Source organism: Kiloniella sp., assembly GCF_048259265.1.
GTDB lineage: Bacteria > Pseudomonadota > Alphaproteobacteria > Kiloniellales > Kiloniellaceae > Kiloniella.
On the sequence record NZ_JBLXHT010000002.1, the window covers coordinates 241929 to 268053 of the forward strand.

General features: G+C 46.6%; 24 protein-coding genes. All 24 read left to right on the forward strand.

Translation table 11 applies throughout. The features are described from left to right. Positions 1 to 177: 177 nt before the first annotated feature. Entirely contained in the window at positions 178 to 549 is a 372-nt protein-coding gene (locus ACN0QW_RS04320) for an NADH-quinone oxidoreductase subunit A (RefSeq protein WP_299373890.1), read from the forward strand. Beyond that, positions 540 to 1094, forward strand: coding sequence for a NuoB/complex I 20 kDa subunit family protein (locus ACN0QW_RS04325; RefSeq protein WP_046505071.1), 555 nt, complete (start codon positions 540 to 542; stop codon positions 1092 to 1094). Before ACN0QW_RS04320 ends, ACN0QW_RS04325 begins: the two co-directional genes overlap by 10 nt. Before the next feature lie 35 nt (positions 1095 to 1129). Continuing rightward, the gene (locus ACN0QW_RS04330) at positions 1130 to 1750 is read left to right on the forward strand and encodes an NADH-quinone oxidoreductase subunit C (protein WP_299373884.1); all 621 of its coding nucleotides are present in this window, start codon (positions 1130 to 1132) and stop codon (positions 1748 to 1750) included. Then, positions 1750 to 2928, forward strand: a complete 1179-nt coding sequence (locus tag ACN0QW_RS04335) for an NADH-quinone oxidoreductase subunit D (RefSeq protein WP_299373880.1) — start codon at positions 1750 to 1752, stop codon at positions 2926 to 2928. Before ACN0QW_RS04330 ends, ACN0QW_RS04335 begins: the two co-directional genes overlap by 1 nt. Continuing rightward, positions 2925 to 3530 carry an NADH-quinone oxidoreductase subunit NuoE gene (gene nuoE, locus ACN0QW_RS04340; protein ID WP_417429091.1) on the forward strand — a complete coding sequence of 202 codons (606 nt, stop codon included), beginning with the start codon at positions 2925 to 2927 and terminating at the stop codon, positions 3528 to 3530. Before ACN0QW_RS04335 ends, nuoE begins: the two co-directional genes overlap by 4 nt. Continuing rightward, complete coding sequence (nuoF, locus tag ACN0QW_RS04345) at positions 3530 to 4822, forward strand: NADH-quinone oxidoreductase subunit NuoF (RefSeq protein WP_417429658.1); 1293 nt, start codon at positions 3530 to 3532, stop codon at positions 4820 to 4822. Before nuoE ends, nuoF begins: the two co-directional genes overlap by 1 nt. Before the next feature lie 9 nt (positions 4823 to 4831). Continuing rightward, positions 4832 to 6898: an NADH-quinone oxidoreductase subunit NuoG gene (gene nuoG, locus ACN0QW_RS04350; protein WP_417429093.1), complete on the forward strand. Its 2067-nt coding sequence runs from the start codon at positions 4832 to 4834 to the stop codon at positions 6896 to 6898. Further along, positions 6891 to 7922, forward strand: coding sequence for an NADH-quinone oxidoreductase subunit NuoH (nuoH, locus tag ACN0QW_RS04355; protein WP_299373871.1), 1032 nt, complete (start codon positions 6891 to 6893; stop codon positions 7920 to 7922). Before nuoG ends, nuoH begins: the two co-directional genes overlap by 8 nt. 56 nt (positions 7923 to 7978) lie before the next feature. Then, positions 7979 to 8467, forward strand: coding sequence for an NADH-quinone oxidoreductase subunit NuoI (nuoI, locus tag ACN0QW_RS04360; RefSeq protein ID WP_299373868.1), 489 nt, complete (start codon positions 7979 to 7981; stop codon positions 8465 to 8467). A gap of 73 nt (positions 8468 to 8540) precedes the next feature. Beyond that, entirely contained in the window at positions 8541 to 9155 is a 615-nt protein-coding gene (locus tag ACN0QW_RS04365) for an NADH-quinone oxidoreductase subunit J (RefSeq protein ID WP_299373865.1), read from the forward strand. A gap of 2 nt (positions 9156 to 9157) precedes the next feature. Beyond that, positions 9158 to 9469: an NADH-quinone oxidoreductase subunit NuoK gene (gene nuoK / locus ACN0QW_RS04370; protein WP_046505092.1), complete on the forward strand. Its 312-nt coding sequence runs from the start codon at positions 9158 to 9160 to the stop codon at positions 9467 to 9469. A 7-nt stretch (positions 9470 to 9476) separates the two neighbouring features. Next, positions 9477 to 11408 (forward strand): NADH-quinone oxidoreductase subunit L, encoded by a 1932-nt coding sequence (gene nuoL / locus ACN0QW_RS04375; protein ID WP_417429097.1) that lies wholly within the window; start codon positions 9477 to 9479, stop codon positions 11406 to 11408. Positions 11409 to 11413: 5 nt separating this feature from the next. Then, a complete protein-coding gene (locus ACN0QW_RS04380; RefSeq protein ID WP_417429099.1) occupies positions 11414 to 12940 on the forward strand; it encodes an NADH-quinone oxidoreductase subunit M in 1527 nt (508 codons plus the stop codon). Between the two features lie 13 nt (positions 12941 to 12953). Beyond that, a complete protein-coding gene (nuoN, locus tag ACN0QW_RS04385) occupies positions 12954 to 14408 on the forward strand; it encodes an NADH-quinone oxidoreductase subunit NuoN (RefSeq protein WP_417429101.1) in 1455 nt (484 codons plus the stop codon). 4 nt (positions 14409 to 14412) lie between these two features. Then, positions 14413 to 15180 carry a biotin--[acetyl-CoA-carboxylase] ligase gene (locus tag ACN0QW_RS04390; protein ID WP_299379951.1) on the forward strand — a complete coding sequence of 256 codons (768 nt, stop codon included), beginning with the start codon at positions 14413 to 14415 and terminating at the stop codon, positions 15178 to 15180. A 26-nt stretch (positions 15181 to 15206) separates the two neighbouring features. Beyond that, the gene (locus ACN0QW_RS04395; RefSeq protein WP_417429103.1) at positions 15207 to 15983 is read left to right on the forward strand and encodes a type III pantothenate kinase; all 777 of its coding nucleotides are present in this window, start codon (positions 15207 to 15209) and stop codon (positions 15981 to 15983) included. A 12-nt stretch (positions 15984 to 15995) separates the two neighbouring features. After that, positions 15996 to 17681, forward strand: a complete 1686-nt coding sequence (locus ACN0QW_RS04400; protein WP_417429105.1) for a ribonuclease J — start codon at positions 15996 to 15998, stop codon at positions 17679 to 17681. A 13-nt stretch (positions 17682 to 17694) separates the two neighbouring features. Beyond that, entirely contained in the window at positions 17695 to 18099 is a 405-nt protein-coding gene (gene mce / locus ACN0QW_RS04405) for a methylmalonyl-CoA epimerase (RefSeq protein ID WP_417429107.1), read from the forward strand. An 18-nt stretch (positions 18100 to 18117) separates the two neighbouring features. Continuing rightward, entirely contained in the window at positions 18118 to 18360 is a 243-nt protein-coding gene (locus ACN0QW_RS04410) for a DUF1467 family protein (RefSeq protein ID WP_417429109.1), read from the forward strand. Between the two features lie 178 nt (positions 18361 to 18538). Next, positions 18539 to 18928 carry a hypothetical protein gene (locus ACN0QW_RS04415; protein WP_417429111.1) on the forward strand — a complete coding sequence of 130 codons (390 nt, stop codon included), beginning with the start codon at positions 18539 to 18541 and terminating at the stop codon, positions 18926 to 18928. 173 nt (positions 18929 to 19101) lie between these two features. Further along, a complete protein-coding gene (gene proS / locus ACN0QW_RS04420) occupies positions 19102 to 20421 on the forward strand; it encodes a proline--tRNA ligase (protein ID WP_299376306.1) in 1320 nt (439 codons plus the stop codon). A 26-nt stretch (positions 20422 to 20447) separates the two neighbouring features. Next, complete coding sequence (locus ACN0QW_RS04425) at positions 20448 to 21692, forward strand: lipoprotein-releasing ABC transporter permease subunit (protein WP_417429113.1); 1245 nt, start codon at positions 20448 to 20450, stop codon at positions 21690 to 21692. Continuing rightward, on the forward strand, positions 21685 to 22365 hold the full coding sequence (locus tag ACN0QW_RS04430) for an ABC transporter ATP-binding protein (protein WP_417429115.1): 681 nt from the start codon (positions 21685 to 21687) through the stop codon (positions 22363 to 22365). The genes ACN0QW_RS04425 and ACN0QW_RS04430 overlap by 8 nt, the downstream gene beginning before the upstream one ends. A gap of 189 nt (positions 22366 to 22554) precedes the next feature. Beyond that, positions 22555 to 26040: a DNA polymerase III subunit alpha gene (gene dnaE, locus ACN0QW_RS04435; RefSeq protein WP_417429117.1), complete on the forward strand. Its 3486-nt coding sequence runs from the start codon at positions 22555 to 22557 to the stop codon at positions 26038 to 26040. The last annotated feature ends 85 nt before the right edge of the window (positions 26041 to 26125 follow it).

A 26125-nucleotide genomic window follows, 5' to 3' on the forward strand; every position in this document is an offset into this window, starting at 1 on the left:
TGATTCCACTACTGGGATAATACGATTTTTTCTGGATTGTGGCGATTCTATGTTTGCTTATGTCGCCTTTGGGCGATATTTAATACATACTTAAAAAATAGGGCCATAAAGGCCTCTTGTCATATTCGACATGAAAGGTGATTTGCGCGGTAACCCTCGTGCAGATTGTATGGAGAGATGGGCTTAGATGGGATGTTGGCGGAATACCTGCCAATTCTGATCTTTCTCGGAATTGCAGTGGGTCTGGCTATCGCAATGATGCTGGCTTCTGTTATCATGGCTAAACAGCACCCTGATTCAGAGAAAATCAGTACTTATGAGTGTGGCTTCGAAGCGTTTGATGACGCGCGTGGCCGTTTTGATGTGCGCTTCTACCTAGTGGCAATCCTCTTCATTATTTTCGACCTTGAAGTCGCCTTCCTGTTCCCTTGGGCCGTATCACTGGGTGATATCGGTCTCTTTGGTTTCTGGTCGATGGTGGTCTTTTTGGTCATTTTGACGATTGGCTTTGCATACGAATGGAAGAAAGGGGCATTGGAATGGGAGTAATCTCTAATCCAGCTCTCAAGCAAGGGGCACCGCTGCCGCCAGGTCCGGAGCAAGATCTTGTTCTGCAAAACGTTGGCGAAGAACTCGCTGAACGTGGCTTTGTGTTGGCGCGTATGGATCAACTTACAGGTTGGGCACAGTCTGGGTCTTTGTGGCCGATGACTTTTGGTTTAGCTTGTTGCGCGGTGGAAATGATGCACGCGGCGTGTAGCCGTTATGACATGGACCGTTTTGGTATGGTTTTCCGCCCGTCGCCTCGTCAGTCAGATGTGATGATTGTTGCTGGTACACTTACCAACAAAATGGCGCCGGCCTTGCGTAAGGTTTATGATCAGATGCCAGAACCTCGTTGGGTTATCTCAATGGGGTCTTGTGCAAATGGCGGCGGCTATTATCACTATTCTTATTCTGTTGTTCGTGGCTGTGACAGAGTTGTTCCTGTAGATATCTATGTTCCTGGGTGCCCGCCGACGGCTGAGGCGCTTATTTATGGTATTCTACAGCTTCAAAAGAAAATCAAACGAACCGCGAAATTCCGCAGGTAGCCTATCTCGGGCATTCCTAAATACTGGTGAACCATATGAATCAGGCTTTACTGGACTTGGGCGATTTTATCGCCACTACCTTGGGAGAGGCGGTAACTGGAACTGAGCTTATAAATGACGAACTTGTCATCTGGGCAAAGTCAGATACCCTCCTTCAGGTTATAAAGTTCCTAAGAGACAATCAAAACTGTCAATTCAGGCAGCTGGTGGAATTGACTGCGGTCGATTACCCGGCCAGAGAAGAGCGTTTTGAAATCGTTTACTGTCTTCTATCTCTTACCCATAATCAGCGTATCAAGATCAAGTTTTCAACAAGCGATGAAACGCCAGTTGAATCCGTGACAGGGCTTTTCAGTTCTGCGATCTGGTACGAACGTGAAGTATGGGATATGTACGGCATTTTCTTTGCCAACCATCCGGATCTTCGTCGTATACTGACCGATTACGGTTTCGAAGGGCATCCGCTACGCAAAGACTTCCCGCTTACAGGCTATGTAGAAGTCAGGTATGACGAGACACAAAAGCGTGTTGTGTATGAACCTGTGAAATTGACACAGGAATTCCGGAACTTCGATTTCTCCAGCCCGTGGGAAGGTATTGTGAACCTGCCAGGGGATGAAAAGGCCGAACAGGAAAATGAAGAGGGGGCTGCTTAATGGCTGAAGCTACGATTAAGCCGCTTACGCTGAACTTTGGTCCTCAGCATCCGGCTGCGCATGGTGTTCTTCGTCTTGTTATGGAAATGGACGGCGAGATCATTGAGCGGGCAGACCCGCATATTGGTTTGCTACACCGCGGAACAGAGAAGCTTATTGAATATAAGACCTATTTACAGGCAATTCCTTATTTTGACCGCCTTGATTATGTCGCGCCGATGAACCAGGAACATGTTTTTGCTCTTGCTGTTGAAAAGATGCTTGATATCGAAGTACCAAAGCGTGGTCAGTATATCCGTGTTCTCTATTGTGAAATTGGCCGTATTCTAAATCATCTTTTGAATATCACGACCTTTGCGATTGATGTTGGTGCTATGACACCAATCCTTTGGGGCTTTGAACAACGTGAAATCTTGATGGAATTCTACGAGCGTGCTTGTGGTGCCAGATTACACGCTGCTTACTTCCGTCCGGGTGGTGTCCATCAGGACCTTCCTGCCGGATTACTGTCTGATATTTCAGAATTTTGCGAGAATTTCCCGTCCTTTATTGACGATCTCGAAGGTTTGCTGACTGAAAACAGAATTTTCCGTCAAAGGACCGTTGATATCGGTGTCATGAACTTTGACGAAGCGATGGATTGGGGGCTTTCTGGTCCCATGATCCGTGGTTCCGGTATCGCATGGGATCTTCGTAAATCACAGCCTTACGACTGTTATGACGAACTGGATTTTGATATTCCAGTTGGGAAGAACGGTGATTGTTTCGACAGATATCTTGTTCGTGTCGAAGAGATGCGCCAGTCCTTGCATATTATGAAGCAGTGCATCGAGAAAATGCCCGAAGGGCCTGTCCTTGCACCAAATCACAAAGTTACCCCTCCGCGTCGTGATGACATGAAGCGCTCTATGGAAGCGTTGATCCATCACTTCAAACTTTATACAGAAGGTTTCCACGTTCCTGCCGGTGAAACTTACATTGCGGTCGAAGCTCCTAAGGGGGAGTTCGGTGTTTATCTTGTCGCTGACGGATCAAACAAACCGTACCGCTGTAAAATCAAAGCACCGGGATTTGCGCACCTAGCTGCCATGGATTATATGTGCCGAGGGCACATGTTGGCTGATAGTGTTGCTATTCTGGGTTCAATGGATATCGTCTTCGGCGAGGTTGACCGATGAAAACCAGTAGTTTTCCAAAAGCCAAAACAGGCGACTTTAAGTTTACCGAAGAAAACCTTCGTGAAGCAGAAAAGATTGTTGCCAAGTACCCTGAAGGCCGTCAGGCCAGCGCGATCATTAGTCTATTCTATATCGCGCAAAAACAGAACGACGGCTGGCTACCGCCCGAAGCAATTGAATATGTTGCTGAATATCTCGAAATTGCGCCAATTCGTGCACACGAGGTTGCAACCTTTTACACGATGTTTAACCTTAAACCTGTTGGCAAGTACTTTATCCAGGTTTGCCGGACAACACCGTGCTGGTTAAACGGATCAGACAACATTCTGAAAGCGGCAATGGATAAAATTGGCGTTAGTAAGGTTGGTGATGTCAGTGAAGATGGTCTTTTCTCGGTTGTTGAAGTTGAATGTATGGGCGCGTGTTGTAATGCGCCAATGGTTCAGATCAACGATTGGTATTACGAAGATCTTTCCCCTGAACGCATGATGGAAATTGTCGAAGAGCTTCGCGCAGGCAAAGATGTGCCAATCGGATCACAAATTGGCCGTCTTACATCTGCGCCAGAGGGTGAGCGTACAACCCTAAAAGGGAGTGAATGATGCCACTTTTAGGTGATAAAGATCGTATTTTCCAAAATCTTTACGGACAGGACGATTGGGGTCTTGAAGGCGCGAAGAAACGCGGCATCTGGATAGACACTAAAGATCTGGTTGCTCTCGGTCGTGAAGAGATCGTCAATCGTATGAAAGACTCTGGCCTGCGTGGTCGTGGCGGTGCGGGTTTCCCGGCTGGCATTAAATGGTCATTCATGCCGAAAGAAGATCCAAGCCGTCCAAGTTATCTGGTTGTTAATGCCGATGAGTCAGAGCCGGGGTCCTGTAAAGACCGTGAGATCATGCGCAATGATCCACATACGCTTATCGAAGGTTGCCTGATTGCTGGTTTCGCAATGGGCGCTCATACGGCTTACATCTATATTCGTGGTGAGTATTATCTAGAATCCACGCGCTTGGAAGCTGCCATCGAGCAGGCAAGAGCTGATGGATTACTGGGTGATGATGCTTGCGGTTCTGGCTGGGCATTTGATGTCCACGTTCACCGTGGTGCTGGTGCCTATATCTGTGGTGAGGAAACCGCCCTTCTGGAGAGTTTGGAAGGTAAAAAAGGCCAACCTCGTCTGAAGCCGCCATTCCCTGCGGCCTGTGGTCTGTATGGATGTCCAACAACTGTGACCAATGTGGAAACAGTTGCGGTGTCGCCGACCATCTTGCGCAGAGGACCTGATTGGTGGAAACAGTTTGGCCGCGAAAATAACACCGGGACAAAGATTTTCTCTATCTCTGGTCATGTAAACAAGCCGTGTAACGTCGAGGAAGCTATGAGTATTCCTCTGCGTGAGCTTATTGAAAAGCATGCGGGTGGTGTTCGTGGCGGTTGGGATAATCTGCTTGCAGTAATTCCGGGTGGATCATCCGTTCCGATGCTGCCAAAGCATGTGTGTGATACCATGACCATGGATTTCGATGCACTACGCGAAGCGGGATCTGGTTTGGGAACAGCGGCGGTTATTGTGATGGACAAGTCCACCGATGTTGTCGAAGCTATCTGCCGACTTTCACATTTCTATCAACACGAAAGCTGTGGCCAGTGTACGCCATGCCGCGAAGGAACTGGATGGATGTTCCGTCTTATGCAGCGCATGGTTCGCGGCGAAGCTGATGTTGAAGAAATCGATATGCTTTGGGATGTTACAAAGCAGGTTGAAGGTCACACAATTTGTGCGCTTGGTGATGCTGCAGCTTGGCCAATTCAGGGCTTGATCCGGAATTTCCGTCCGGAATTAGAGCGCCGAATTAACGAATACAAGCAATCGCGCCAGGCAGCGGAGTAGGAGAGACTGATGCCAAAGTTGACGATTGACGGTAAAGAGATTGAAGTCGCAGACGGCCTGACAGTTCTTCAGGCATGCGAACTTGCGGGGGCAGAAATTCCACGTTTCTGTTACCACGAACGTCTTTCCGTCGCCGGTAATTGCCGGATGTGTCTGGTCGAAATGGAACGTGCCCCGAAACCGATTGCATCTTGTGCAATGCCGGTTGGCGAAGGCATGGTGATCAAGACAGATACCGAGGTTGTTCAAAAAGCCCGTAAAGGGGTGATGGAATTCCTTTTGATCAATCACCCGCTTGATTGCCCTATCTGCGATCAGGGTGGTGAGTGTGATCTTCAGGATCAGGCCATGGCCTTTGGTCTTGATCACGGACGTTACAAAGAAAGCAAACGTGCGGTTACTGAAAAATACATGGGGCCATTGATCAAGACGATCATGACCCGCTGTATTCAATGTACACGTTGCGTGCGTTTTTCGACTGAGGTTGCTGGTATTGAAGAAGTTGGCCTTTTAAATCGTGGTGGTCATGTTGAGATCACGACTTTGGAAAAGGCTGTTAATACTGAACTGTCCGGTAATTTGGTTGATGTTTGCCCTGTCGGCGCGCTGACGTCCAAACCTTATGCATTCAATGCCCGTCCTTGGGAATTGAAAAAGGTAAACTCCATTGATGTGATGGACGCTGTCGGGTCGAACATTCGTATTGATGTGCGCGGCCGTGAAGTTCTTCGTGTTCTTCCGCGTATCCATGAAGATGTGAACGAAGAGTGGATCACTGATAAAACCCGTTACATTACAGATGGGTTGAGCCGTCAGCGTATTGATCGCCCCTATGTCCGTGTTGATGGCAAGTTGAAAGCGGCATCTTGGGATGAAGCTTTTGCCGCAATCAAAGGGAAACTATCTTCTCTTAAAGGGAATGAAATTGCGGCGATTTCGGGCGATCTGAACGATGCAGAATCCATGGTGGCTCTGAAAGACTTCATGGCTAATCTGAGGTCTGAAAATATCGACTGTCGTCAGGACGGTGCCAAGTTGAGCGCTGATGATCGTTCAACCTATCTCTTTAACAGCTCTATCGCTGGTATTGAAGAAGCCGACGCTGTTCTTCTTGTCGGAACAAATCCACGTTGGGAAGCCGCACTCATTAACGCAAGATTGCGCAAACGCTTCCTGGAAGGTGGCTTTAAAGTAGGTATGATCGGTGAAGCCGCCGATCTGACTTATGAATATGAGTATTTAGGCGCAGGCCCGGACACTTTGAAAGAAGTTACATCTGGTAAAAGCCCTTTTGCTGATGTGCTGAAGGACGCCAAGAAGCCAATGATTATTGTTGGTATGGGCGCGTTGACCCGCGATGACGGTGCGGCTGTTCTTGCTGAAGCAAAGGCAATTGCTGATAAATACGGTTTTGTTCAGAATGACTGGAACGGTTTCAATGTTCTTCATACGGCAGCTTCTCGTGTTGCTGGCCTGGATCTAGGCTTGGTTCCGGGCAAAAATGGTGTCGATGTTGCTGGTATTCTTGACGGTGCTGAAAAGGGATCGATCAAAGCTGTTTATCTGTTAGGTGCAGACGAGATTGATACTTCCAAGCTGAAAAATGCTTTTGTGATCTATCAAGGGCACCATGGGGATGCAGGCGCTTCGGCTGCAGATGTGATTTTACCGGGTGCGGCTTATACCGAGAAAAACGGCACCTATGTGAATACAGAAGGCCGCGTTCAGTTGGGGCGTCTTGCGACGTTCCCTCCGGGTGAAGCCAGAGAAGATTGGACTATTCTTCGCGCATTGTCAGAACAGGTTGGTGAGGCACTGCCTTATGATAACCTTGGGCAACTGCGTCAAAGAATGATCGACGTTAATCCTGTCTTTGCTGCAATTGATCAGGTCTCAACAACTGGCTTGGGTGATGTTGCGAAGAGCAAGGAAAAGTTATCTTCTGATCCATTCACAAGTAACATCAAGAATTTCTATATGACTGATCCGATCAGCCGTTCATCTGAAACGATGTCTGCCTGTACAGAGCAATTTGTACTGGATAAAGAGCAGGGAGCTACTGGAACAAATGGTTGAATTCTGGGAAGGATACGCTCTGCCAACGATCATGATCGTTGCGCAAATTATGGTAATTGTCGGTCCTTTGCTGATCGCGGTGGCCTATCTTACGCTGGCGGAACGTAAAGTTATCGGTGCGATGCAACTTCGCAAAGGACCAAACGTTGTTGGGCCTTTTGGTGCATTGCAACCTTTTGCGGATGCGGTCAAGTTGATGATGAAGGAAACCATTCTTCCTTCGGGATCGAACAAGATCATCTTCATTATGGCACCAATGCTAACCTTTATTCTTAGTCTTGTAGCTTGGGCCGTTATTCCTTTTGGCGAAGGTCTGGTTGTTAGTGATATTAACGTTGGTATCCTCTATCTTTTCGCGATCTCGTCATTGGGAGTTTATGGCGTGATCATGGCGGGGTGGGCTTCTAACTCGAAGTATCCTTTCATCGGTGCACTTCGTTCCGCGGCCCAGATGGTGTCTTACGAAGTTTCCATGGGCTTGGTGATTGTTACAGTTCTTTTGTGCGTAGGATCATTGAACCTGTCAGATATCGTGATGGCGCAAAAAGGGAATTATGGCCTTTTGAACTGGTATGCGTTCCCGTTGTTGCCTATGTTTGTGATCTTCTTCATTTCCATTCTAGCTGAAACAAATCGCTCACCATTCGATTTACCCGAAGGTGAATCAGAAATCGTGGCTGGTTTCATGGTTGAGTATTCTTCCATGAGCTTTGCGTTATTCTTCCTTGGGGAATACGCAAACATGATCCTGATGAGTGCAATGGCTACAATTCTTTTCCTTGGTGGTTGGTTGCCGCCTTTGGATATTGCGCCGTTGAACTGGATACCTGGGCCTGTTTGGTTCTCATTGAAGATTGCAATGGTTCTTTTCTGTTTCCTATGGGTTCGTGCCACATTCCCGCGCTTCCGTTATGACCAACTGATGCGTTTGGGATGGAAAGTCTTCCTGCCGTTTTCCTTGTTATGGGTATTTCTGACGGCTGGGGTACTGGTTGGTTTTGACCTGTTACCAGTGGCTCAATAGGAGATCTGGTAATGGAAAAGAAAATAATAAAAAGAAATATGGAGAGATAGAGGACGATGGCTTTTATGAAAAACCCAGTCCGCAGTCTTCTTTTGACCGAACTGCTTTCCGGAATGGCCTTGACGCTTAAATACTTCTTTAAGCCAAAGGTCACCCTTAACTACCCATACGAAAAAGGGCCAATTAGCCCTCGTTTTCGCGGAGAGCACGCTTTGCGCCGCTACCCGAATGGGGAAGAGCGTTGTATCGCCTGTAAACTGTGTGAAGCTATTTGCCCAGCACAGGCGATTACAATCGAAGCTGAGCCGCGTGATGACGGCAGTCGCCGTACAACACGCTATGACATTGATATGACGAAGTGTATCTATTGCGGATTTTGCCAAGAGGCTTGCCCGGTGGACGCAATTGTCGAGGGACCAAATTTTGAGTTTGCGACTGAGACACGTGAAGAGCTTTTCTATGATAAAGACAAGCTGCTTGCGAATGGCGACCGTTGGGAAACCGAAATTGCGCAGAATATCGCGTTGGATACTCCTTACCGCTAAAAGCTTGGAATAAAAAAGTGTTTATGAAAAAAATCATATGCCAACACCAGGCCTATAAAGAAAGGGTAGCCAAATGATCGTTCAGGCGCTCGTCTTCTATCTATTTGCAGCAGTTGCCATTGCTTCGGCAGTTATGGTGATTTCTTCCAAGAACCCGGTTCATTCGGTTCTGTTCCTTATCCTCTGCTTCTTTAATGCGGCTGGTCTTTTTGTGCTGATGGGGGCTGAATTCCTCGCGATGATCCTCGTGGTCGTCTATGTCGGGGCTGTGGCAGTTCTCTTCCTCTTTGTTGTTATGATGCTTGATATCAATATCGAGCGTGCACGACAGGGCTTTAAGCAATATTTGCTAATTGGTGGTTCTATCGGTCTGGTTCTCTTTTTGGAACTTGTCGTGATCCTGTCTTCATCATTCACAGCACCTGATGTTGTGGCTACGGCGGCTGTGCCAATTCCCGATATGGACACTGTTCATAACACACGGGCTTTGGGGCAGGTGCTTTACACTAAATACGCATACCTCTTCCAAGCTTGTGGTTTGATCTTATTGGTTGCGATGGTCGGAGCAATTGTTCTGACGCTCCGTCAACGTGACGGTGTTCGTAAACAGGTTATTTCTGATCAAATCAACCGTAGTCGTGAAGAGTCCGTTGAAATCAAAAAAGTATCCAGCGGGAGTGGAATCTAACCATGTTAGAAATTGGTCTAGCCCATTACCTAGTTGTCGCGGCTGTTCTGTTTACCCTAGGTATCTTCGGTATCTTTCTGAACAGAAAGAACGTCATTGTTATTATGATGTCGATTGAACTTATGCTCTTGGCCGTGAACATCAACTTTGTGGCTTTCTCTACCCATATGGGTGATCTGGTTGGTCAGGTCTTCGCCGTCTTTATTTTGACTGTTGCTGCTGCTGAGGCGGCGATTGGTCTGGCGATCCTGGTTATCTACTTCCGTAATCGCGGGTCAATCGCGGTTGAAGATATCAACATGATGAAAGGCTAATCCGACGATGGAAAACTTTATAGTCTTTCTCCCTCTGTTAGGTTCATTTATTGCTGGCCTGTTTGGCAAGTGGATCGGCGATCGCGGAGCCCAAGTACTAACCACCGGGTTACTACTTGTATCAGCTGTTTTATCATTCATTGTTTTCTTTGATGTCGCCATTGATGGAAACGCGCGGACAACACATTTGTTTACTTGGATTAATTCGGGTGATTTTCAACTATCCTGGGCGTTGAAAATTGATACACTTACAGCCGTAATGCTGATTGTTGTAACTGTTGTCTCTTCAATGGTGCATCTCTATTCAATCGGTTACATGTCCGAAGACAAGTCAATTACGCGTTTCTTCTCGTATCTGTCACTTTTCACCTTTTTCATGCTGATGCTGGTTACCTCTGATAACCTTGTTCAGATGTTCTTTGGTTGGGAAGGTGTCGGTCTGGCGTCATACCTGCTGATTGGTTTCTGGTATGAAAAGGCGTCGGCTTGTTCGGCAGCGATGAAAGCGTTTCTGGTCAACCGTGTTGCTGATATTGGTTTTGCTCTCGGCATCATGGGTGTTTTTGTTCTCTTTGGGTCGGTTAACTTTGCTGAAATCTTCCCTCAGGCTGAGGGACTGTCGACAGCTCAGTTCACATTCCTTGGCTATGAAGGACATGCCCTGACAATTATCTGCCTGTTGCTCTTTGTTGGTGCAATGGGCAAATCAGCTCAACTTGGTCTGCACACATGGCTGCCAGATGCGATGGAAGGCCCGACGCCTGTTTCTGCACTTATTCATGCGGCGACAATGGTGACCGCGGGTATCTTCATGCTTTGTCGTTTCTCGCCTGTGTTTGAATATGCACCTGCTGCGTTGGAAGTTGTTACTTACGTTGGTGCCGCAACGGCCTTCTTTGCGGCGACGATCGGTCTGACCCAGTTTGATATCAAGCGGGTGATTGCCTATTCAACCTGTTCACAGCTTGGCTATATGTTTTTTGCAATCGGCGTATCTGCTTATGGTGGTGCTATTTTCCACCTGATGACACACGCTTTCTTTAAAGCGCTGTTGTTCTTAGGTGCAGGTTCTGTGATCCATGCGATGCATCACGAACAGGATATGCGTAAGATGGGCGGTATCTGGAAAATGATTCCAGCGACTTATCTTCTTATGTGGATCGGATCAATTGCCTTGGCTGGTATTCCACCGCTTTCTGGATATTTCTCGAAAGATCTTATCCTTGAAGCTGCTTATGCTGATCATTCCACACAGGGTATGTTTGCCTTTTGGGCGGGGACAGCTGCTGCCTTTATGACGGCATTCTATTCCTGGCGTCTGTTGATCATGACCTTCCATGGTAATCCGCGTGCGGATGAACACACTATGAAGGGCGTTCACGAATCACCAATGGTGATGATGATCCCATTACTTGTTCTGGGTGTTGGTGCTCTCTTTGCTGGGTGGTTGGGATACAACTATTTCGTGGGTGATCTTAAAGCAGAATTTTGGGGTGATTCACTTCTGGTTCTAGCTGCAAATGATACGGTTGAAGCGGCACACCATGTTCCGACATGGGTGAAGCTTGTACCATTAATTGCGGCGATCAGCGGGATTGTTCTGGCATATGTCTTCTATATGTTCGTGCCAAGCCTTCCGGCCACTTTCGTGTCTATCATCAAACCAATCCATACTTTTGTTTACAGAAAATGGATGTTTGATGAACTCTATGACTTTCTCTTTGTACGTCCTGCCGTCAAGATTGGCCGCTTCCTCTGGAAATCCGGGGATGGTGCTGTAATTGATGCTTACGGACCAGATGGGGTGAGTTCTCTTACACGCATTCTTGCGGGTAAAGCGAGCCGTCTGCAAAGCGGATATGTCTATCATTACGCATTTGCCATGTTAATCGGGGTCGTTGCCCTGATTACTTGGTATATCGTTTCCAACGCAGGTTAAGGGCTATGCAAGATCATATTCTCTCAATTGTGACCTTTGCCCCTTTGTTGGGTGCGCTTATCATTCTTCTTATCCGAGGGGATAATGAAGAGGCCGTTGCTAAAAATTCTCGCTGGGTTGCCCTTTGGGTATCCGGGGTGACGTTTGCGGTTTCTCTTCTTCTCTGGACTGGATTTGAACGCGGAACTGCCGAGTTCCAGTTTGTGGAAGAAGTTGAATGGATGCCTTCGCTTGGTCTGTCCTACCGGATGGGTGTCGATGGTATCTCTGTTCTGTTTGTTCTGCTTTCTACACTTCTGACGCCAATTTGCATTATCTCTTCATGGGGTGCTGTGAACAAGCGTGTGAAGGAATACATGGTTTCTTTCCTTATTCTTGAAACCATGATGATCGGCATGTTCTGTGCGCTTGATATTGTTGTCTTCTATATCTTCTTCGAAGGTGTGTTGATCCCGATGTTCTTGATTATCGGTGTTTGGGGCGGTGCGCGTCGTGTTTATGCGGCTTTCAAACTGTTCCTTTATACACTTGCAGGATCTGTATTGATGCTGGTTGCCATTCTGGCAATGTATTCATTCGCAGGAACAACGGATATCACGGCGTTGATGACAACCACTTTTCCGTCTGAAATGCAGAAGTGGCTTTGGATAGCTTTCTTTGCTTCCTTTGCGGTTAAAGTGCCGATGTGGCCCGTTCATACATGGTTGCCAGACGCACACGTAGAAGCCCCAACGGCTGGATCTGTTATTCTTGCCGGTGTTCTGTTGAAAATGGGGGCTTATGGCTTCCTGCGTTTCTCGCTACCAATGATGCCTGAAGCCTCTGTATACTTTACACCTTTGGTTTATACGCTTTCTATTGTCGCGGTGATCTATACATCACTTGTTGCTTTGGCGCAGGAAGATATGAAAAAGCTGATTGCTTATTCTTCTGTTGCACATATGGGCTATGTGACAATCGGTATCTTTGCCGCGAACCAACAAGGTATCGAAGGCGCAATCTATCAGATGCTGTCACATGGTGTTGTTTCTGCGGCACTCTTCCTTTGTGTTGGCGTTATCTATGACCGTATGCATACACGTATGATTGCGGCGTATGGTGGCGTTGTGGACAGGATGCCTGTCTATGCCCTGATGTTCATGGTCTTTATGCTTGCGTCAGTCGGCTTGCCAGGAACAGGTGGTTTTGTTGGCGAATTCCTTGTTTTGGTCGGGGCGTTTAAAGCAAACACATGGGTTGCTGCACTTGCTGCAACAGGTATGGTTTTGGGCGCAGCCTACATGCTTTACCTTTATCGCAAGGTTATCTTCGGGAAACTGGAAAAAGATGATGTGAAAGCGCTTCTGGATCTCAACTGGAGAGAAAAAGCTGTCTTTGCACCTTTAATCATTCTTACACTCTGGATGGGGATTTATCCGCCGAGCTTTCTGGATATCATGTCTGCATCAGTAAGTAATCTTGTCACTAACTATGAGACTGCAATCGCAGCCTCGAACGCCGCGCCGATGTTTGCGCAGGTCTTTGGTCAATAGAGGGGCTATCAAGATGATCACAACAGATCTATCAATGGCATTGCCCGAGATTTTCCTGGCATGTTCTGCAACGGTGCTGCTGCTTTACGGAGCTTATGCAGGAAATAAAACAGCTGGTTTTGTTTCGGCTTTGTCGGTTGCTGTCATTGCTGTCGCTTTCGGCCTGATCTTCTTTGGCGGTCAAAAACAAGGTTTAGCATTCGGTGGCCTCTTTGTTGTTGATGCCTATGCGAACTATATGAAGCTTGTTGCTTTGACGGCATCTGGCTTTGGTATTTTGATGACCCAGCGCTTCGTTGAACGTGAAGGCATGGCAAGGTTTGAAATTCCTGTGCTGATGGTCTTGGCGACGCTCGGCATGATGATGATGATCTCGTCAAATGACTTGATGTCATTATATGTCGGTCTGGAACTTCAAAGCTTGGCACTTTATGTCATTGCAGCCATTCGCCGTGAGAATCTGCGTTCTTCAGAAGCTGGCTTGAAGTACTTTGTGCTCGGTGCCTTGTCTTCGGGGATGTTGTTATACGGTTGTTCCATGATCTATGGATTTACTGGAACCACAGACTTTGACACGCTGGGAACTGTTATTTCTGGCCTTGCTGCTGGTGATCAGTCTCCACAAGTTGGTCTTGTTGTCGGGCTAGTTTTTGTTTGTGCTGCTATCGCGTTCAAAATTTCTGCAGTACCATTCCATATGTGGACACCGGATGTATACGAAGGTGCCCCAACCCCTGTGACAGCCTTTTTTGCCTCTGCGCCAAAGGTTGCTGCCATTGCACTCTTTGCCAGATTGCTAAGTGATCCATTTGGATCATTGGTCGCGGAATGGCAACAGATCATTGTGTTCGTGGCACTTGCATCCATGATCTTGGGTTCTCTTGCTGCGATCAAGCAAACTAATATCAAACGTCTGATGGCTTATAGTTCTATCGGTAACATTGGTTATGCGTTGGTTGGGTTAGCCGCTGGCACACAGGCGGGTGTTGAAGGTCTTGTCATTTACATGACCATTTACATCTTCATGAACATGGGAACCTTTGCGTGTATTCTTAGCATGCGCCAGAAAGGCACCATGGTCGAAGAGATTGATGATCTCAAAGGCTTGAGTAAAACAAGCCCGGCGATGGCGCTGGCCTTGACAATATTCATGTTCTCAATGGCTGGTATTCCGCCACTCGCTGGTTTCTTTGCAAAGTACGTGGTTTTTGCTGCTGCTGTTGATGCGGGGCTGACAACATTGGCTGTGATCGGTATTTTGACTTCTGTAATCGGAGCGTTCTATTACCTCCGCATTATTAAAGTTATGTACTTTGATGAGCCAAGTGGATCTTTCGACAAACCTATTGGTGCTGAAATGACATTGGTATTGACGGTAACAACTGCTTTTGTCGTGTTCTTTATTCTGTTTTCATCACCAATTATGGATGGTGCAGCGATTGCTGCTTCGGCTCTTTTTGCCGGGTAAAGATATGAAAGAGGGAACCTCATCCCTTGTCATTCCATCTTCTTTTGCAGTGATCTGTAAAGAAGAAGTAGGTAGTACAAATGATGAGGTTCGTCTTCTTGCTGAACAGGGGGCCCAAGACGGAACAATCGTCTGGGCCCTTCGTCAATCTGCGGGACGGGGAAGGCAAGGGCGAACATGGGTTAGTCCTGTCGGAAATCTTTATTTTTCGACACTTTTGCGCCCTGAGAAATCTATTGCTGAAGCCGCTAACCTAAGCTTTGTTGCATCTTTGGCCCTGTCCGATGCCATACGTCAACTGGATCGTAAGCTTGTGTCTGGCTTGAAGTGGCCTAATGATGTTTTGCTTTCTGGTAAAAAAGTGTCAGGTGTCCTGCTTGAGAGTAAAGCGGACCGTTCAGGTAATCTTGATTATTTGATTATGGGGGTAGGGGTTAACCTTGTTCACTATCCGGATGATGCTCGTTATCCTGCAACCAGTTTGCGTGAACAGGGGCTGTCAGATGATATCGGAGCCGATAAATTGTTGGAAAGCTTTATCAATAGTTTTGACGCCAGATACAAACTATGGAAGAAAGAGGGCTTCGATAGTGTGCGGTCAGCTTGGCTGGATCAGGCACATGGTTTAGGTGAAAAAATTTACGTCAGGCTTCCCGGCGAAACACTTTCCGGCCGCTTTGTCACCATCGACAAAGATGGTGCACTGGATTTAGATCTGGAAAATGGCAAACAGCGGTTGGTTACCGCAGGGGACGTCTTCTTTGCTTCTTGAAACCGAGATAGACACCGAGACAGATAATGCTGCTTGTTATTGATTCAGGTAATACAAATGTGGTTTTTGCCGTTTACGACGGGCATGACCAAAAGGGCTATTGGCGCGCGACCAGTGACAGTAAAAAAACGGCTGATGAATATGCCGTCTGGTTAACGCAGCTTATGGTGTTGAAAGGCTTGGAGCCAAAAGATATAACGGGCGCCATCCTTGCCAATGTTGTCCCTGCGTCAAACTATAACCTGAAAACTCTATGCCAGAGCTATTTTTCCTGTACTCCATTGATGGTCGAGGTGGGGAAAATTGATCTGGGATTGAAAGTAAATATTGATCAGCCGGAACAAGCGGGTGCTGACCGTCTCGTTAATGCTGTGGCTGGGTATCAACGCTATGGTGGCGATCTGATTTTGATCGATTTTGGAACCGCCACGACCTTTGACATTGTTGGCGCTGATGGCGCTTATGAAGGTGGAGTCATCGCGCCGGGTGTTAACCTGTCTATCGAAGCGCTTTATATGGGGTCTGCAAAACTACCCCGGATAGATATTAAAGCGCCTTCACAGGTGATAGGTAAGGGAACCGTTCCTGCGATAGAATCCGGGATCTTCTGGGGCTATATATCTATGGTTGAGGGCATGGTACAACGCATCCGCGCCGAGTATGGTAGGCCAATGAAGGTTATTGCGACCGGTGGTTTGGCGCAGTTGTTTGATACGGCGACAGATGTCATTGATCATATTGATAAAGATGTAACTCTTCGTGGCTTGATTGCCATCTATGAATTAAATAGTCAAAAGACTTAAGTTAGGTAAGAAATGCGTAAAGCGGTTGTCGCTAAGAAAGACGAGCTCTTGTTCCTGCCTCTTGGTGGTACAGGCGAAATTGGGATGAACCTGAACCTCTATGGCCATAATGGTAAGTGGTTGATGGTGGATTTAGGGATTTCTTTTGCTGATGGGGCAAGGTATCCGGGTATTGATGTTATCATGCCGGACCCGACCTTTATTGAAGAGCAGAGAGAGAACCTCGTCGGATTGGTTTTGACCCATGCGCACGAAGATCACATCGGTGCTGTCCCTCATTTATGGTCTGAATTGCGTTGTCCGATTTATTGTACGCCTTTCACCAAGTCTATGGTCTATTCCAAGTTGGTTGAAGCAGGTATTGAGGACGAAGCCGAGATCACTGTTATTCCGGTTGCGGGTACTTTTACGGCGGGACCATTTGAAATCGAGTTGATTTCTATGACCCACTCTATTCCGGAACCAGCTTCTTTGCTGATTAGAACTGCATGTGGCACGGTTTTTCATTCCGGGGATTGGAAATTTGATCCTGAGCCTTTGGTTGGCCCGCATTATGACAAGAAGCGTCTTCAGGCTTTGGCCGATGAAGATATTCTGGCAATGATCAGTGATTCAACCAATGTGATGTCTACCAGTGAATCCGGGTCTGAAGCATCTGTTCGTAATGGGCTTATTGATGTAATCGCAAAATGCACAGGCCGTGTTGCGGTGACGTGTTTTGCAAGTAACGTCGCAAGAGTTGAATCCGTTATGAAAGCGGCAGAGATTTGCGGCCGTCGGGTTGTTCTTCTTGGGCGTTCAATGCACAGAATATATGCGGCGGCTCGTGAGAATGGCTATCTCAAAACAGTCGCTCCTTTACTTTCCGAGGATGAATTTTCCTATATGCCCAAGGGCGAGGTTCTTGTTCTTTGTACGGGGAGCCAGGGGGAACCACGGTCTGCCTTGTCACGCTTGTCAAAGGACGGGTTCAAGCATGTGTATTTGGAAGAGGACGATACGATTATCTTCTCGTCCAGAATCATTCCAGGAAATGAGACATCAATTTTCAGGCTGCAAAATAACCTGTCTGAGCTGGGTGTGCGTGTGATTACTGATCGGGACGAACATGTTCATGTATCCGGGCATCCGGGGAAAGAAGAAGTTCGCAAACTTTATGAGTGGGTGCAGCCCAAAGTCTCTGTGCCTGTTCATGGTGAAGCGCGGCATCTACGTGCCCATGCAAAACTAGCTGCTGAATGTGGTGTGAAAACCCAGATCGTGGCAAAGAATGGTCATCTTATCCGTCTGGCACCTGGTAAGGCAGAAAAGATTAAAGAAATAGATTCCGGGCTTCTCGCAATAGAAGATCGTCGCCTTATTCCAATTGATAGCCCGATTATCAAAGCGCGTCAGAAAATGATGTATAACGGATCGGCGGTTGTTTCTCTGGTTATCAATGAAGCAAACATGCTGGCTGATACGCCTCAATTGACCGTTCAGGGAATTCTTGATCTTGATGAAGAGTTTGAGGACTTTGAAGACGCAATCGATTATCTGAAAGATATCTTTGGCACACTGAAAAAATCTGAAATGAAAAATGACAGTATTATTCGCGAAGTTGCTATTCGCGCTGTGCGTCGTCATTTTAGCAAAATTTATGACAAGAAGCCTGTAACGGATGTACATATTATCCGTTTGGCTTCTTATCTGGATTAAAAGAGGTTTAACAATGATTGGTCGTTTAAATCATGTTGCGATTGCTGTTCCCGATTTGAATGCAGCGATAGCTCAGTATCGTGATGTGTTGGGAGCGGAAGTGACTGAAGCGGTTGATCAACCTGATCACGGTGTAACAGTCGTCTTTGTCAATCTTCCCAATACCAAAATAGAATTTCTTTATCCCTTGGGTGAAAATTCGCCAATCGGCAATTTTCTGGAAAAGAATCCCGCAGGTGGTATTCATCATATCTGTTATGAAGTTGATGATATTATTGTCGCTCGGGATAAGCTTAAAGCAGAAGGCGCTAGGGTGCTTGGGGACGGCGAACCTAAAATAGGGGCGCATAACAAACCAGTCCTTTTCCTGCATCCAAAAGATTTTTGTGGAACCCTTGTTGAGCTGGAACAGGCTTAGGTTGAGAGAGAATTAAAGATGAACTGGGTTACGGGTATTCTTGTTTACGTTATTATTTGGTGGTTGATATTTTTTATGGCGCTTCCCTTTGGTGTTCGAGCCGAAGAAAATCCTGAAGTTGGTCATGAACCCTCAGCCCCGAAAAATCCGATGCTTCTGCGTAAGGCCCTTATCACGAGTGCCATCGCAGCTGTTTTGTGGGGCGTTGTTTATTACGTTATTACTAATCAATTGATCACAATTGGTGAGTTAGCCTATTAATTGTAATGAGTAATAGATAAAGCATTATAGATTTATAAACGGCCTGTTGATACTATTACCAGCAGGCCGTTTTTTTGACTCATCTTCTTAATATGGTGTGATAATGCATTGTTATCATTGTTTTTATCTGATTAAAAATTTTCGTTCATTCGCGTCGGCATCTATTTGTGCGCTTATCTTGGCACCAACCGCGTACGCGGAAGTAAGTTCATTGGAAGATGGCGTAATAACGATTGAGGAAGACGATTGTCATCGTTTGCTGTTACACCATCCAAACGATGATGTTGCCTATACGCCCGGCGTAAGTAAAAGAGGGAAAAAAGTTGTCCCGGCGGATTTGAATGCACAGCCAATCGTTCTTCCCGAAATCATTCGAATTCCGATAACTGTTGATATGTTCGAGCGCTATAATATTCCCGCTAACAAAGCCAATTTTGAAGCAGATGCGGAGATCGGTGTTGTTGAAGTACACAAAAATGGCGAAGCTTTTTTCAATGGCCAGCGGCTTCAAAGTGAAGAACAGAGAGAATTATCCCGGAAGTGTCAGGAAATATTAGACCGTGAGTAGTTTCGTGGTTATCGCCTGATATCTTAAACGGGCTAAAATTTCTTAGGAAAAGCTTGTTTTTCTGTCATGGACAAGTGCCATTTCATCCCATATATATGACCGCATACTTTTCAGTCCTATAACTGAATTGTTCCTTATTTATTATTGATCTCATAGCATTCCAGGATATCCAGATGCGCCTTTCTGCTTATTTCCTTCCAACACTGAAGGAAAACCCAACCGAGGCACAGATTGTCTCTCACCGTTATATGCTGCGTGCGGGCATGATCCGTCAGGCTACATCTGGAATTTATTCTTGGTTACCGATGGGCTTGAAAGTCCTCCGTAAGGTCGAGCAGATTATCCGCGAAGAACAAAATCGGGCAGGGGCGCAGGAAATCCTGATGCCGACCATCCAGCCTGCTGATTTGTGGCGTAAGTCTGGCCGTTATGATGATTACGGCAAAGAAATGCTACGTATCGAAGATCGTCACGGTCGGGATATGCTTTATGGACCAACCAATGAAGAGATGGTCACAGAGATCTTTGCCAATGCCGTCAAAAGCTACAAAGATTTGCCGAAAAATCTATATCATATCCAATGGAAATTCCGCGATGAAGTTCGTCCGCGGTTTGGTGTGATGCGTGGTCGTGAGTTCTTTATGAAAGATGCTTATTCTTTCGATATTGATTTTGAAGCATCCAAAGCTGCGTACAACCGTATGTTTGTTTCCTACCTGCGTACCTTTGAGCGTTTGGGACTACGGGCCATTCCAATGGCTGCTGACACAGGGCCAATTGGTGGTGACCTCAGCCATGAGTTTATCATCCTTGCCGATACAGGTGAGTCCGAAGTGTTCTGTCATTCTGACTTTTTGGAAAAGGCATCTCCTTCTTCTGATGTCGATTACAGTGGTGATCTACAGCCGATTGTTGATGATTGGACCAGTATCTACGCGGCAACCGATGAAATGTATGTCAAAGAAGATTTCGAAGGATCAGTTCCTGAAGATAAGAGAATGCAGTGCCGTGGTATTGAGGTCGGACATATCTTCCATTTCGGCACAAAATACTCTGAGCCAATGGGCGCTTATGTTCTTAACAGTGAAGGTGAAAACGTTCCTGTTTTTATGGGGTCTTACGGTATTGGTGTTTCGCGTCTTTTGGGTGCGATCATAGAGGCCAGCCATGATGAAAACGGTATTATCTGGCCGGAAGCCGTGGCGCCTTACCAAGTTGGGTTGATCAATCTGAAAGCCAAGGATGAAGCCTGTGCCAAGGCTTGTGATGATCTTTACCAAAAGTTCAATGCAGCTGGTGTCGATTGCCTTTATGATGATCGTGATACCTCTGCTGGCGCCAAATTCAAAGACATGGACCTGATCGGTTTGCCTTGGCAGATGGTTATCGGACCACGTGGCCTTAAAAATGGCGTAGTTGAGTTGAAAAATCGTAAGACTGGTGAGAAAGAAGAGCTAACATTGGAAGCTGCGCTTTCTAAATTAGGCCTTTAGGATTTAGACGGGAAGAGAGATAGTTGATGGTTTTTGGTGCTTTTGAGCGCATGGTGGCCTTACGCTACCTCCGTTCCCGTCGTAAAGAAGGGTTTATTTCCGTCATTGCAGGCTTTTCCCTTGTTGGTATTGCCTTGGGTGTTGCGACTTTGATTATTGTGATGTCCGTCATGAACGGGTTCCGTCAGGAGCTTCTTGGCCGGATACTGGGGGTTAATGGTCATTTGGCTGTGGTCGGGGTTCAGGGTGATTTAGTCGATTACGAAACGATCGCTGAACGGATAAGCGCCCTATCCAGTGTGACAAGTGCAACGCCACAGGTGCAAGGGCAAGTCATGGTCACGGCCAGCGGTACAGCTACGGGCGGTTTGGTCCGTGGCATGGCACCAAAAGACCTAAAAGCACGTAAGTTGATTGCGGAAAAAATTGTAGCTGGGTCGCTGAATGATTTTACTGGTGATAATGTTGTAATCGGCGAGCGTTTGGCGAGAAGTTTACGTCTTGGTGTCGGTGATAAAATCACCTTGGTGTCACCGAACAGTTCAGTAACTGTATTCGGTTCTATTCCACGTCTTAAAGCCTATACTATTGCCGCGCTTTTTGACATCGGGATGTATGAATATGACAGCAGTTTTATATACATGACGCTTGATGCTGCGCAGATCTTCTTTGAGTTACCAGAAATGGTAAATACGATTGAGGTTTTTGTTGATAACCCAGATCTGACGAATGTGGTGCGTCGGGATATACACAACACAATAGGCACAGGGATCGTTACGCGAGATTGGCAGCAAAGTAACGCCAGCTTCTTTAATGCTATTCAGGTTGAACGCAATGTTATGTTCTTGATCCTGTCGCTTATTATCCTTGTTGCTGTTTTCAATATCGTTTCGGGCCAGATCATGCTGGTTAAGGACAAGGGGCGTGATATCGCAATCCTGCGAACGATGGGGGCAACGCGGGGAATGATCCTCAGGGTTTTCTTCCTTAGTGGAGCATCTATTGGTGTTATCGGTACCTTGGCTGGATTTGTACTTGGTCTGTCCTTTGCAGAAAACATCGAAACAATTCGGCAATGGCTAGAAGGTTTGTCCGGAACCAATCTTTTTGATGCCGAGATTTATTTCCTTTCCAAGTTACCAGCAGTCGTAGAGACATCCGAAGTACTTCAGGTCGTGGGTATGGCCTTATTCTTTTCATTCCTCGCCCCGATTTTTCCTGCGTGGCGTGCTGCGCGTTTAGATCCTGTGGAGGCAATCCGCTATGAGTAAGGAAATGAAAGGTCTATCCCTCGTTGGTGTTAATAAAACCTATGAGCAAGGGGCGAAAGAACTTCATGTTCTTAATGATGTCAGCTTTGATATCAGACCAGGTGAACTGGTTGCATTGATAGGCCCTTCCGGTGCTGGTAAATCAACGCTTTTACACAGTGCGGGGCTTCTCGAAAAACCTGATAGTGGTGACATTCTGGTTAATGGAACGCCATCAGCTTCTCTGAATGATAAAAACAGAACATCGCTCCGTCGCGATACGATTGGCTTTGTTTATCAGTACCATCATTTGCTCCCTGAATTTTCTGCGGTGGAAAATGTTATCCTGCCACAGATGATCACCGGACTGTCTCATAAAAAAGCTCATAAACGGGCCAGTGAGCTTCTGGATACGGTCGGACTTGCCGAGCGTATTTCTCACCGTCCTGCGGAATTGTCGGGTGGTGAGCAACAGCGTGTAGCAATCGCGCGGGCACTCGCAAATGCACCATCTGTTCTGCTGGCTGATGAGCCAACGGGTAATCTTGATCCAGAAACGGCTAACAGAGTTTTTGAGCTGTTGCTAAAGCTTGTTCGTTCTGTGGGGCTTACAGCCTTGATCGCAACGCATAATCATGAATTGGCCGGACGTATGGATCGGGTTCTTCATTTTGAGAATGGTAAAGTTCGCTAAATTAATTTCTTAATAATTCAGATTAGAAATAAGACTTAGTCTGTTGCTTTTAATGTGAAATTGTTTGCGGGTATAGAAACTCGATGCCTGTTGGTGTCGGGTTTTTATTTTGCCTTTTCCAAGCTATCTGGAGTATAGCTGATCCTGAAATATTGAGGTTACAGTTTTATTTGATTTGAGAGTTTTCTTATGGCGTATGCCGACTTTGTTCATCTTCGGGTTCATACCGCTTATTCCCTGTCTGAAGGCGCTATTAAGGCTAAAGAACTTGTCGAGTTGTGCAAGAAGCATGATATGCCGGCTGCTGCAATTACCGACAGTAGTAACATGTTCGGGGCGCTTGAATTTTCATTGACAGCCAAAGGTGCAGGTGTTCAGCCAATTATGGGGACGCAGTTAATGGTTGCGCGTCCCGATGCTGATAAACGGACAGGTGCGATTGTTCCCGAGCCTGATCAATTGGTTCTCATTGCCCAAAACCAAAAGGGCTACATGAACTTGATGCACCTGATTTCTCATGCCTTTATGGAGACAGAAACAGGACTGACACCACAGGTGACTCTTGCCGATCTTGAGCGTAGTAATGAAGGTTTAATCGCCTTGAGTGCAGGCCCGAAAGGGGCTGTTGGGCGTTTGTTATTGGAAAATAGAACTGCTGATGCAGGGGCTATTTTTACGCAATTGGCGGGCATTTTTCAGGACCGTTTTTATGTAGAGCTGATGCGCCACGGGTTAGCTGAAGAGCAAGCAATTGAAGATCGTTTGATTGATCTGGCTTATAAACATTGTGTTCCGCTGGTTGCGACAAACGAGGCCTTTTTTGCCGCTGATGATATGTATCTGCCGCATGATGCTCTGATTTGTATTGCGGAAGGGGCTTACGTTTCTCAAAGTGAGCGTCGCCGCCTGACGCCTGAGCATCGATTCAAATCTGCTGATGAAATGAAGCGGCTTTTCGCGGATATACCAGAGGCTATTGAGAATACTCTGGTCATTGCGCAACGTTGTTCCTGGTTTGTAGAACCAATTGCGCCGATCCTGCCACCGTTTGACACGGGGGATGGCCGATCCGAAACCGAAGAATTACGCCATCAGTCAGAGGTCGGGCTGGAAGGCCGTCTGGAAAAACACGTCTTTACGGCTGATATGGATGACGCTGAGCGTGAAGAGGTGGCTAAGCCTTATCGAGAGCGGCTTGAGTATGAGTTGGGGATCATCGAACAGATGGGCTTCCCCGGTTACTTCCTTATTGTTGCCGATTTTATTATGTGGGCAAAGGAACAAAATATTCCGGTTGGTCCCGGGCGTGGATCAGGTGCGGGATCTGTAGTGGCCTGGGTTTTAACAATTACCGATCTTGATCCTTTGCGTTGGGGCTTGCTTTTCGAAAGGTTCTTGAACCCGGAACGTGTATCTATGCCTGACTTTGATGTGGATTTCTGTCAGGACAAACGCGACAAGGTGATTACCTACGTACAGGATAAGTACGGGCGGGATAAGGTTGCGCAGATTATCACTTTTGGTAAGTTGCAGGCGAGAGCAGCACTCCGTGACGTTGGTCGTGTTTTGCAAATGCCATATCCACAAGTGGACCGTTTGAGTAAGCTTGTGCCGAATAATCCGGCCAAACCAACATCTTTGCCAGAGGCGATTGCGCAAGAGCCTCAACTTAGAGAGATGGCCCGTACCGATGAAGCCGTCGATAATCTTTTGAACATTGCCCAAAAGATTGAAGGCCTTTACCGCCATGCGTCGACCCATGCCGCGGGGGTTGTGATTGGGGATCGGCCACTTGACCAGCTGGTACCGCTTTACCGAGATCCACGTTCAGATATGCCAGTAACACAGTTCAATATGAAGTTTGTTGAACAAGCTGGTTTGGTAAAATTCGATTTTCTTGGTTTGAAAACCTTGACTGTTTTGGAGCGCGCTTGCGAGTTTATCCGGTCTTCGGGCATACAGATTAATCTCAGTGAAGTGCCGTTGGACGATAAGGCTTCCTTTGAGTTACTTGGGCGTGGAGATACGGTTGGTGTATTCCAGCTGGAATCCACTGGTATGCGCGATGTTCTCAAACGAATGAAACCTGATAGGTTCGAGGATATCATCGCGGTCGTGGCGCTTTATCGACCTGGTCCCATGGAAAATATTCCGAGCTATATTCTTCGAAAAAAAGGTGAGGAAACGCCTGATTATATGCATCCCTTGATCGAGGATATCTTGAAAGAAACTTATGGGATTATGATCTATCAGGAACAGGTGATGCAGATCGCGCAGCAGCTTTCAGGATACTCATTGGGCGGTGCGGATTTGTTGCGCCGTGCCATGGGTAAAAAAATTCAGGCGGAGATGGATGCGCAACGAAAGATCTTTGTTGAGGGGGCCGTCAAAAACGACGTTAAAGCCACGAAGGCCGATGAGATCTTTGATCAGGTCAATAAATTTGCGGGTTATGGTTTTAACAAAAGTCACGCCGCGGCCTATGCACTGGTTGCCTATCATACAGCTTATCTAAAAGCGAATTATCCTGTTGAGTTCATGGCGGCGACTATGACCTATGATATCTCAAATACTGATAAGCTGAATATTTTCAGGCAAGAACTGTCGCGCCTTGAGATTCCCTTGTTGGTACCGGATATCAACAAGTCCTATGCCGAGTTTATGGTTGAAACCATGGACGACGGTAATAAGGCGGTTCGCTATGCGATGGCAGCAGTTAAAAATGTTGGTGAACAGGCTATTGAGAACATAACGAACGAACGAAATGAAAATGGTCCTTTCAAGGATCTGACTGATTTGGTCGGACGGGTTGATTCGAAAACCATCAATAAACGCTTGGTAGAAAACCTCTCTAAGGCTGGGGCATTTGATAGCCTGTCACCCAATAGACAACAGGTTTTCTTGGGCGCGGAAAATATTGTTCGAAATATTTCCGCAGCAGCGCAAGAAAGAGAGAGTGATCAAGTTAATCTTTTTGGCGGTGATGATAATACAACCATGATTGACTTGGCTTTGCCGAAGGTGCCGGATTGGCCTGAACTGGAAAAGCTAAAACACGAATTTGACGCGATTGGTTTTTATCTTTCTGCGCATCCGATTGATACCTATACCCAGATTTTAAAACGCTTGCGAGCCATTAATATTGCCGAGGCTATCGAACAAACCAAGAAATACAAAGGCCAGGGTGGTCCCCTTAAAATTGGTGCGATTGTTGTCGGTAAACAGGAACGAATTTCCAAAAAGGGCTCTAAATTTGCCTTTGTACAGATTTCTGATGCGCATGGTACGATAGAGGCCATGGTCTTCTCTAATGTACTTTTGGCCAGTCGTGAAACCCTAGAGAGTAAAGTCCCCATTTTAGCGACCCTTACGGGAGAAGTTAAGCCGGATGATGACGAACCCCGGTTTCTTCTTCAGGCGGTTACGCCTCTTGATGATGCAGCATCGTTAACAGACACGGGCCTTAAGCTATATATAAACTCTGATAAGCCCTTGGAGCCATTAAAAACGATACTGGATAATCATGCTGTAAAGGGACGAGGGCGTATTTCGGTTGTTTTGGGTCTGAAAGATGGTCAGGAACTGGAATTGGAGCTATCAAAAGGCTATACTGTTTCGCCTTCTATCCGTCAGGCAATCAAGGCAATCGAAGGTATCGATTTGGAAGAGGTTTAATACCTGATATATGATGCTTTTGATGATATAATTATGATGAATGCATTTGTGGGTGAGAAAAGACTTGCATCCTTTGCTCTAGAAG

Coding starts and splice junctions, on each gene's coding strand:
- ACN0QW_RS04320 (WP_299373890.1), top strand. CDS start 178: ATGGGCTTAGATGGGATGTTGGCGGAATACCTGCCAATTCTGATCTTT.
- proS (WP_299376306.1), top strand. CDS start 19,102: ATGCGCCTTTCTGCTTATTTCCTTCCAACACTGAAGGAAAACCCAACC.
- nuoL (WP_417429097.1), top strand. CDS start 9,477: ATGGAAAACTTTATAGTCTTTCTCCCTCTGTTAGGTTCATTTATTGCT.
- nuoK (WP_046505092.1), top strand. CDS start 9,158: ATGTTAGAAATTGGTCTAGCCCATTACCTAGTTGTCGCGGCTGTTCTG.
- ACN0QW_RS04380 (WP_417429099.1), top strand. CDS start 11,414: ATGCAAGATCATATTCTCTCAATTGTGACCTTTGCCCCTTTGTTGGGT.
- ACN0QW_RS04325 (WP_046505071.1), top strand. CDS start 540: ATGGGAGTAATCTCTAATCCAGCTCTCAAGCAAGGGGCACCGCTGCCG.
- ACN0QW_RS04430 (WP_417429115.1), top strand. CDS start 21,685: ATGAGTAAGGAAATGAAAGGTCTATCCCTCGTTGGTGTTAATAAAACC.
- ACN0QW_RS04400 (WP_417429105.1), top strand. CDS start 15,996: ATGCGTAAAGCGGTTGTCGCTAAGAAAGACGAGCTCTTGTTCCTGCCT.
- nuoI (WP_299373868.1), top strand. CDS start 7,979: ATGGCTTTTATGAAAAACCCAGTCCGCAGTCTTCTTTTGACCGAACTG.
- ACN0QW_RS04365 (WP_299373865.1), top strand. CDS start 8,541: ATGATCGTTCAGGCGCTCGTCTTCTATCTATTTGCAGCAGTTGCCATT.
- ACN0QW_RS04395 (WP_417429103.1), top strand. CDS start 15,207: ATGCTGCTTGTTATTGATTCAGGTAATACAAATGTGGTTTTTGCCGTT.
- nuoN (WP_417429101.1), top strand. CDS start 12,954: ATGATCACAACAGATCTATCAATGGCATTGCCCGAGATTTTCCTGGCA.
- nuoF (WP_417429658.1), top strand. CDS start 3,530: ATGCCACTTTTAGGTGATAAAGATCGTATTTTCCAAAATCTTTACGGA.
- nuoE (WP_417429091.1), top strand. CDS start 2,925: ATGAAAACCAGTAGTTTTCCAAAAGCCAAAACAGGCGACTTTAAGTTT.
- ACN0QW_RS04330 (WP_299373884.1), top strand. CDS start 1,130: ATGAATCAGGCTTTACTGGACTTGGGCGATTTTATCGCCACTACCTTG.
- nuoG (WP_417429093.1), top strand. CDS start 4,832: ATGCCAAAGTTGACGATTGACGGTAAAGAGATTGAAGTCGCAGACGGC.
- nuoH (WP_299373871.1), top strand. CDS start 6,891: ATGGTTGAATTCTGGGAAGGATACGCTCTGCCAACGATCATGATCGTT.
- ACN0QW_RS04335 (WP_299373880.1), top strand. CDS start 1,750: ATGGCTGAAGCTACGATTAAGCCGCTTACGCTGAACTTTGGTCCTCAG.
- ACN0QW_RS04425 (WP_417429113.1), top strand. CDS start 20,448: ATGGTTTTTGGTGCTTTTGAGCGCATGGTGGCCTTACGCTACCTCCGT.
- dnaE (WP_417429117.1), top strand. CDS start 22,555: ATGGCGTATGCCGACTTTGTTCATCTTCGGGTTCATACCGCTTATTCC.
- mce (WP_417429107.1), top strand. CDS start 17,695: ATGATTGGTCGTTTAAATCATGTTGCGATTGCTGTTCCCGATTTGAAT.
- ACN0QW_RS04410 (WP_417429109.1), top strand. CDS start 18,118: ATGAACTGGGTTACGGGTATTCTTGTTTACGTTATTATTTGGTGGTTG.
- ACN0QW_RS04390 (WP_299379951.1), top strand. CDS start 14,413: ATGAAAGAGGGAACCTCATCCCTTGTCATTCCATCTTCTTTTGCAGTG.